The sequence below is a fragment of the Bradyrhizobium sp. Cp5.3 genome, from assembly GCF_000426265.1.
Taxonomy (GTDB): domain Bacteria; phylum Pseudomonadota; class Alphaproteobacteria; order Rhizobiales; family Xanthobacteraceae; genus Bradyrhizobium; species Bradyrhizobium neotropicale.
Window position 1 is genome coordinate 1 of record NZ_AUFA01000091.1, and the last position, 8,119, is coordinate 8,119.

The 8,119-nt window shown below is 55.2% G+C and carries 7 protein-coding genes and 1 pseudogene; 1 reads left to right on the forward strand and 7 read right to left on the reverse strand.

Going from position 1 to position 8,119, the window contains the following annotated elements:
- The 7 genes and pseudogenes from K289_RS47070 to K289_RS0139750 form a co-directional block, all read right to left on the reverse strand.
- Positions 1 to 230 (reverse strand): annotated as a pseudogene (locus K289_RS47070) (IS256 family transposase); the annotation flags it as partial.
- Positions 231 to 266: 36 nt separating this feature from the next.
- Complete coding sequence (locus K289_RS47075) at positions 267 to 602, reverse strand: hypothetical protein (RefSeq protein ID WP_156918451.1); 336 nt, start codon at positions 600 to 602, stop codon at positions 267 to 269.
- A 69-nt stretch (positions 603 to 671) separates the two neighbouring features.
- On the reverse strand, positions 672 to 1,877 hold the full coding sequence (locus tag K289_RS49895) for a protein phosphatase 2C domain-containing protein (protein WP_084788942.1): 1,206 nt from the start codon (positions 1,875 to 1,877) through the stop codon (positions 672 to 674).
- Between the two features lie 27 nt (positions 1,878 to 1,904).
- Positions 1,905 to 2,633 carry a VWA domain-containing protein gene (locus K289_RS0139735; RefSeq protein ID WP_027556415.1) on the reverse strand — a complete coding sequence of 243 codons (729 nt, stop codon included), beginning with the start codon at positions 2,631 to 2,633 and terminating at the stop codon, positions 1,905 to 1,907.
- A gap of 323 nt (positions 2,634 to 2,956) precedes the next feature.
- Positions 2,957 to 4,117, reverse strand: a complete 1,161-nt coding sequence (locus tag K289_RS0139740) for a hypothetical protein (protein WP_156918452.1) — start codon at positions 4,115 to 4,117, stop codon at positions 2,957 to 2,959.
- Positions 4,118 to 4,187: 70 nt separating this feature from the next.
- Positions 4,188 to 5,039, reverse strand: coding sequence for a hypothetical protein (locus K289_RS0139745; protein ID WP_156918453.1), 852 nt, complete (start codon positions 5,037 to 5,039; stop codon positions 4,188 to 4,190).
- An 8-nt stretch (positions 5,040 to 5,047) separates the two neighbouring features.
- Positions 5,048 to 6,655 (reverse strand): hypothetical protein, encoded by a 1,608-nt coding sequence (locus K289_RS0139750; RefSeq protein ID WP_156918454.1) that lies wholly within the window; start codon positions 6,653 to 6,655, stop codon positions 5,048 to 5,050.
- A gap of 301 nt (positions 6,656 to 6,956) precedes the next feature.
- On the opposite strand from K289_RS0139750, the gene K289_RS0139755 reads away from it, so the two are divergent.
- Positions 6,957 to 7,370: a hypothetical protein gene (locus K289_RS0139755; protein WP_156918455.1), complete on the forward strand. Its 414-nt coding sequence runs from the start codon at positions 6,957 to 6,959 to the stop codon at positions 7,368 to 7,370.
- The last annotated feature ends 749 nt before the right edge of the window (positions 7,371 to 8,119 follow it).

Consider the following 8,119-nt stretch of genomic DNA (forward strand, 5'->3'; position numbering starts at 1 on the left):
CCGTGGAAGCCGATCCGTCCCCGCGTTCGGCCCCAACGGTGCGCCCGCCGCGCCGCATCGCGACCGTGGCGCGGCCCGCAGGCCGCCGTGACATCCGCCTCCATCATCGTGCCGAGCGCCTCGATCCCCGCCGCAAGGCAGAACCGATCAAAGCTCGCCCGCACTTCTGCAAACGCTTCGTCCACAGCCCCAGTCGCCGGCGAACCAGCCGGTGTGATATCTCTCGTCATGGCGTTGCTCTCCTTTGTGGAATCAGCACCCCGAGCCTACCGGCTCAAGGTGGGCAACGCCGACCTCTTCAGAAATTCAACAGAACCCGGGACATCCCCCGTGAGAGTGTGCGAAGGCTTTTTGACCGAAAGATAAAGCGTTTCGGAGAGAGATACCTGCCAGTCGAGTCTCGACTTGCTTAGCAGCCCGGCAGCTTCGACCGGAGCCCAACCGTGACTTTTGGACCAGAACTTCTGCAGCCCGTCATTCAATTTAATAATGCGCTGGACAACCTCGTCCAGGCTCAGCGCGATGGGCTTTTTAAGGTTAGCAAACACGGCCAATCTCAATCTAATTGATGTATCCTGAAACGCTGGCTCCGGCCTCGTCATGGGCCGCGCATCCTGCCCAGGTGCGGCGGCGGAGAAGCTCCGACGAGGCCTGATGGAGCTCTACCTGTACTATTCGTCCGGCTGCTTTGAACGGGGCGCTGAGTCGGAATGGGCTTCCGGTTTTAAGGCCGGTGTGGAAGGCGCGGATCTAACTGGCTCCAACCATCGCGCAGCGGCACCCGCGATACGCGTTCGAATGCTTGTGATGTCAGCCAGTATCGACACGAGCAAGAGAAGTATCGTAGCTAGGCTCAGCCAGATCAATAACGTGAGCTTGCGCTCGGTACCAAGAGATATTTTCGGAGGCCTTAAGCGTCGAATAAAAGAAAGCCTAGGTATTGAGCGGTAGCTCAAATTTCTAACGCCTCTTCCGCTGGGGTTGCTTGGACCGATTTCCGCCAGCGGCGCGCTCGGTTTGGCAGCGAGGAGTGAAGTTCGCTCCGTTGTAGCAAGATCGTGTAAAATCAGCACAGTACGATCGTCTTCCATCAACCTTGGATCTTGAGAAGCACCCAAAAGCGCTGCGACAACTCGACCGCGAGATGCATTTTCGGACGGCATGATAGCTTGCCGGAACGCCTGAATTGCTTCCTCGTGAGGCGTGGTAATCTGCTTTGCGCTGTTGCGATCTACCTTAAACATGACGTGACGAAGTCCGTCAGTAAAAGCGATGGCTGTCGTTACCGGAAACGGGCATTCGTCATACCGCACTATTCGATGCCAGCTCTTATCAGTGATCGAAAACGTGCCGCCGTTCGGCTCGAAGTCCTCAATTGGCGGAGAGCTCCAGATCCGTTCGGTACCCTGAGCCACCAAAAAAGCGTCACCAACGCTTGCACAAACGAGTGCGGCGCTTTCGGTATGCAGGACACCCACTAGCAAAGTTGTCGCGAAGGCGGATGCGGCGGTCTTTTCCTGCTCGGCACACGAGTTCAATCGACGGTGAACCGAATCCAATACGCGTTCCAGCGCGTGTCGCGTGACGCGCCCGTTCCGACACTCAATCACTAAAGATTGGGTAGCGTGACGAGTAGCTTCGCGAGCGCCGATATCGGCGCGAATTTCGTTACCGACTCCGTCGGCGATCGCAAAACAGATCAAAGAACCAGCTTCTGTGTTGACTTGATCGACGCTGAATTCGTCCGCGCATAAGAAGCGAGACCTTTTGCGCGTGCGGATCAATTCTTCAAGTGGCCCTTTCTTACCTTGCTTAGCACCAACGACGAGCCAGTTGGAGACTAGTTCCACTTGTGTGCGTTCGAAGATGTCGCCCATAACAGCCTCGCGCAAATGTCTTACGGATCACTCGAACGTCATCAGCAGGCTGACTCGAATGAATTCGAATAATTCGTCAAAGTTCGCTTGTTCCAGGTCAATCACCCGACTTGGATCAAATGCAAGAAGTCCAAGCAATTCGCGATTGGCTTTTCTGGATGCCATATGAAACGTTTGCGCATATGCGGTGCCAGTTGAACTCTTCGTCTCAAAACTGTCGAGAACCCGCTTGATGCGACTCCACTTTGAGGAAGCATCGGCACCATCGGCAGGCGCCATGTCAGTGGGGTTTCCGTCAGTTATGTTGAAGATATATCCGCGGTAGCAGGGCAAGCTCCGCGCACGATAGTCAGCTAAGCGCCGCATCATCGCATTGGACGCCAACTCAAGGCCCGCTCCCATCGCGGTACGCCCAGAGCCTACGAGCGTAGGTATTTTAGGGGCTGAGAGCTCAGAACCCGGTGTCCAACCGAGAACTTCGGCCGCTCCTTCACTGTACCCAACAATGCAAAAATCGAGATGCTGTCGTATTCTCTTCCAGCCCTCGTTTGTGGCGTGACAGACGGAATCCGCAAAGCGCTTCAAAAACTCATTAATCTGAACGATGTCTCCGGATTCCCGTGTAGAATCCGAATGGTCAATTACAAAGACAACGGGCAATCGGTCGACCGATGGGTCTCCTACGGGCAGCGTAGGCTTGTTTTTGAGCTCTTTACCCAATTCCTCAAGAAATCGATCCATAAGATTGTCAGTCATCGCAATTCTCCCCAGCACAACCTGACATCTATATAAACTATAGATTGCACTGCTGCCCAGCGTAAATTAACCGTTTGTTAAGTCTCGTTGTGTCAGCCTCCGGCACCTTCTGATCCGAGGAAACGCAGCGATGAGCTATCTTGCTGAGAGCGACTCCAATCGGGCTTGGCGCGCTTCCAGCAAGCGGCTCATTCCGTATTGGGCAGTTGCTTTTCTTTCCCGCTTTGGCCTGGCGGAGCACCCGTGTGCCGAAGAATGGGAGCGAGCCGGACATCGCTTACGCGAACGGTTTCTCGAAGATTGGACGGCGCACTCGACCGCGCTTAGTGACGCAGAAACCAGACGATAATCACCAGCACCGCAAAGACCGCCGCCATGATTGCGCTTCTCCCGCTAGAGGTGGGCTGTTGAATGGGTATCGGGGTAGGTGGGGGAGAGACCTGAGGAGCGGTCTGTGGTGCCGCTGGAGACTTTGGTGCTTGGACAAAATCCTTGCGGGCGACTACAGATTCACCCAATGACGTAGCCCACTCCGCGGCCGTCGGTCGTGCTCCTCCCTTTAGAAACGCGCGCTTGAACAGCAGCTTGAGCCGCGGATCTATCTCGGTTCGATAAGCTTCGAGAGTTGCCTTAGCGTCCGGAATTACCTCGGAGCCCGATGAACTGTAAGGAAATCGACGTTCCAGGATCAAAGCTTCGGCTGAGAGGCGCTTAGCCCCCCGATAGATGTAAGGCCGTTGCCAGTCATTGAGCAGCCTGAAGATAAGCACTGCAAGCCCAAAGTTGTCGTCTGAAGCCGCACGGACCATCCTTTCGCCGATAGCCTTAGCCGTGAGGTACTCAGGTGAAGCATATTCCGGCCGACCGTAAGCGTGGTCAAAAATATCCGCTCGGGTTCGAATGATGTAGCTGTCGCAGTCGAGAAAGAACGGAACATAGTCATTTGTGACTGCGATGTTTGAATCATTCACGTCGCCCACCGCGAAAGACACGCGGGTTGTACCTCCGGCGTCAGTGATCTGGGATCCCAAGTGAATCATCGCAAACCCACGAGCGACCAGATACCCAATCATATGCCGCTGAGTTAGGCTTGGTTTATTGAACTTCTTTGCTCGCTCTGCAATCTCCGCTAGACTGACCAATCCGTCACCCATTGGCATCATGAAGCCAACGAATTGTTTTGCCGTGAGATCGGCTGGGGTTGTGCCCTTGTGAATCGTGGCTTGAGGCCATGCAAAGAGCGGTGCCCTTGCCGACGCAAATGGGGTACCTGCCGCGATCAGTAACGATATTTTCCGCAGCAGTTTTTCGTCGCTGCCCTGACGGCGATGCTCCTGGCTGTAGACTTTGATCGCACAATTTAGACTGCCTGATTGGCCGTGGAAGACACGTCCCTCAGCGCCGTCCGAACCCAACTGCTTAACGAGCTTAAAAACTCGAAACTCACCCTGCACCTTGGCGCAACAGGATGCACCGAGTCCCACCGGATAGGTCTTGGATACGAGCTTCGACGGCATAACAGATAGGGGGAGACTAGCGCCTCCGCTTGCGCGATCAGTTGGATGGTAAAGCCTTTGGTGGTGTCGATGGCATTAGGGATTGGCGACTGGGCGCCTCAAGCACTTTGCCTAGGAGATTGGCGAGATCAACAGCATCCAAATTCCCTTGGCGGAAAAATTCTCCTACCTTCTCTAGTTTTTGAATCGTTAGACGCTGCTGTTCGCCATACGCTTTTTGGATCCCCTCAATGTATTGTCCAATCCTGTTGGGATCGTTAGCTAGATCGAACGCGACAGCGGCTCGACTGGGAATGTCGGGCAACACTTGGAACACGATCTGGGCAAGTTGCATTCGTCGCTCTACATCCTTCATCCTTTCCGAATGAGAGGCCTCCGCATCATCGGATTTTGTCAGTCGGCTAGCTATAGCCTGATCCATTTTCACAGAGAAGGCTCCATAGTGAATAGTAAAAGCCTCAGAAACGATTCTCCTGTTGAAACTCCATCGACGCATATCGTGTTCTAGCTCGGCGACGTCAACAGGACCGAATCTCCGAGAGATTTGCCTCAATTGATCGCTGACCTCCGTGATGATGTCGGGTCCAAAGTCGTAGCCAGCCGATCCGATCAATCGCGCGGGCTCCGTGGGCGCAATTCTGATCGATACATCGACTTGAAACTGACGCACAGCGTCTCTTGTTGGTAGCGTGGTCGTCCATTCTACGGTTGCCGTGCCCGTCATAACTGAAACGAAGCGCCTATACGATGAAAACCATCCCGCATGAGCGCTATCAGTGACCACCTCAACGATTCCTTGACGCGTCTCCGCAAGAACCTCGTATCCTGCTTTTCGAGTGACGGTTGTGGTAGTTGGAAGCTCTGCGACGGGGATATATGTTTTTGCCATGGGATGACCTATGAATGAGCGGGCGGTAAAGTCATGGATTGCAGATAACCCTCGATTGTTTTGCGCACAGCAGGCTCTCGGGACCAGCGTTTCAGGTGTTCAAGGAAACGCTCGCGCTCCGGGTCGGCAGCGAGCGAGAAAACACGCTTCACAATAGCTACAGCGCCAAGGGCCTGTTCTACATCGGACCAACGCAGAAGGTCGCGAAGAAGCGACCAAGCCGCAACGTAGGTGGGGCCGAATCTCAATAGACGGATGACGAGCGCTCCCGCGACGTCAGATACCTTTGGGTCGCGCGCTGCGAAAACTGCTACTGATTTCCGCTTCTCATCCGATGCATCGTTCGAGTTCAGACCCTTTTTCTCGCGCCCGGCGTGGGGATTGAGGATCGCGGCCGAGATGACGCCAAGGATTTCCGCGATTTCGGCGAATTTGAAGGATCCTTTCTTTGCGTTGGCATCACGCTCCGCCTCCCTTTTGAAGTGGCGAACTGCATCAGCTGCGTTAGCGAAAGCAGGAACTCCCTCGATTGTTTCTCTAAGATAAGTGGCTACCAAATCGCCTACCACGTCCGGTCCGAGCTGCTCCCAACGCGGCCAATTGGCGAGGCAGGTAAGAACGGCTTCGGCTGAGGTTGCACTCGACCGCGCTTCACGTATCAAACCTTCAATTGCGATACCTAGGGCATCATCCACTTCGTGATGGTGCTCCAACAGTGCGATCAGAAACTCGGCAGCAGCAGCGGGAACCTGGCGAGCAAATGCTGTTCCGACGCACAGCGCAGCTACGCTTGCGGCCGCCCGACCGTGACTAAGGTGAGACGCAGCCTTTAATTTAGCCCGAACCTTCTCTGCCGCGTCGACGCGGAGCGCGGCGCCAAGACTGTTCGCGGCCAGCCATCGCTGCGGAATGCCTGCGTCAGCAAGCGGTAAGATCAAAGTTTGGTAGACGTCGTCCGGAAATTTTGCGAAAAGAATAGCAACAGCCTGTTGCAACGACGTGCGTGCCGGGCCGCCAATCTCCCGCGCTGTCGCGAGTAACCAATCCGACACCGGTAGAATCGAGCCTGAAAAATCGCGCCATATCGCAACTAGGCACTGTGAACGCCAGACAGATTCTCGAAAAAAAATCAGCTCTCTGTCACGAACCTCGCTCTGTTGCGCCCGATAGGCACCCATGCGAGCGATAATCCGTGAAGCGGTCGCCTGACGCGCCGGACTGATGCTGCTGGGCGCTGCTGCGGTGCTAGAATACTCCACCTGCTTGCGAAGTTCAGCCCCGTAGCGTGCAATCGATCTGAAGTCACTCCCTTCAAGGAAAGCAAGCGCCACGACATAGCAAAGGTCATCCATCGTAGGCTTTCCACTCTCCCACCACGGCTGCAGTTCGCCTGCGAACGCCATTTCCGAAGAAGCAGATGGCGCGATTTGTTGATCCTCGGCGGCTCGGATGAGATTGTCTCTAGGCGGTCCAAAGATGACATTGCCTTGAATAATTAAAACGTCGCGACCCGCGCTCGAGGACTGGCTGTATGAATCACCATGAACGTATTGATTACTCGAATTAATTGTGCCGACAGCATCCAGAGTAATCGCACTCTCACCTCCCGCATCCACGCGCGGTAGGATCTCCTTCAATTTGGAAAGGAGATCGTCGGCTGAACCTTGTGAGGGAGGAGTTGGTGTCGGTGGCGGCGTGCCCTCCTGACCCTTCTCTTGCGCTGGCGGTCCAGGGGGAGGTGCCGTTTTGCTCTCCTCTTGGGTCGCTTCCCCATTTGAGTTCTGAGTGCTCATGAATATCCCCGCCGGACAAGGGATAAAATATTAGTTGAATCAGGAGTTTCACACAACCCAGCACTTCACGTTTTGTGGGCTAAGGCGTAAAGTGCCTGAGAGGTCCTGCTGTTGGGAGGTAGTCGTGGTTATTGAAGCCGCTGTTGGTGCGCTCGCTGCCGAACTTCTCAAGGCGTTGACATCGGAGGTAGGTAAAGATGCCTATAAGAAGGGAAAGGATATTATCGCTTCCCTGAGAAAGCGCTTCACTCAAGATCCAAAGGCAGTCGAAGTACTTTCGAAATATGAGCAAGCGCCTTTGCTGCACGACACTGATTTCCGCCGCTTCTTGACCGAGATGGCGCATTCTGATCCTGAGTTTGCCAACGTGTTGAAGACCACAGCCGGCCAGTTCGCTGTCGCTCAAACGACCACCATTGGTACGCAAAACGTTCACAATGAAATCGTGCATGGATCGAAGACGACTAGCACGATTTCGGCGGGGCGCGACGTTATCCAAGTCGGGGATGCTTTCCGGAAGGAAGGCGAAGCCTCCTGAAACTAGGCCCGTTTTCTGGCGATGGCGATGAGCCGCCCTCCAAGTCGATCCGATGCTCCACTATTCCATCCGCCCTCGCGGAGCGTTTTGAATATCCGAATTTGTCGAGGCGCATCAGCCGTATCTCGTCCGGCGCGCCAGACTTCGCGTACCTTGCTCGAATTGCGCCTGTTTAGCTTGAGTTAGCTCAAACTGGCTCATGATGGATTGGAGCGAGAGTTCAAGCTTTTCAATCGGTTAGAAGGCGGCGTGTGCGCGACGTGTGCACCGGGAGATCAAGGAAAATCTTGTTACGGCCAACTTGAGCGGAGCACGCGGAATGGTCGGACAGACCGGCATTGCCAACCGTCGCGCCGCAAGGCCCATCAGATGTTGGAGATGGAAAACGTCAACGGCCTGCTCTCATGTTTGCTGTCAAGGGGCTCGATCAAGCGGAGCCGCTTCCGGCTGAGCGCCCGGACGCTGGACTTCGAAGGTGCCCACGGTAGGAGGCAGGGCCAAAGACGACGGTTGATCAAGCTCTCATGCGCGGGTTGGCTACCGCATGACCGTGGTTTCGTTTTGGGGCTGCCTCGGTCTAGGAGCGAGCGTCGGCAATGCCGGCTCATAACAGGCCACGAGGATTCCCCACCGCGCCCTGCCTCCTGCCCTGGGCACCAGATATGGTCGAGCAGCGTTCTTCAGGCGGCCGGCCTGAGTTGCACTTGACGAGTGATCGCCCACAGGAAGCCGACCATCTCGCGTGCAAT

Bases quoted from the DNA above. Each gene is read 5' to 3' on its own strand.
- K289_RS0139745 (WP_156918453.1), bottom strand. From the start codon at position 5,039: ATGGCAAAAACATATATCCCCGTCGCAGAGCTTCCAACTACCACAACC.
- K289_RS0139735 (WP_027556415.1), bottom strand. From the start codon at position 2,633: ATGACTGACAATCTTATGGATCGATTTCTTGAGGAATTGGGTAAAGAG.
- K289_RS47075 (WP_156918451.1), bottom strand. From the start codon at position 602: ATGACGAGGCCGGAGCCAGCGTTTCAGGATACATCAATTAGATTGAGA.
- K289_RS49895 (WP_084788942.1), bottom strand. From the start codon at position 1,877: ATGGGCGACATCTTCGAACGCACACAAGTGGAACTAGTCTCCAACTGG.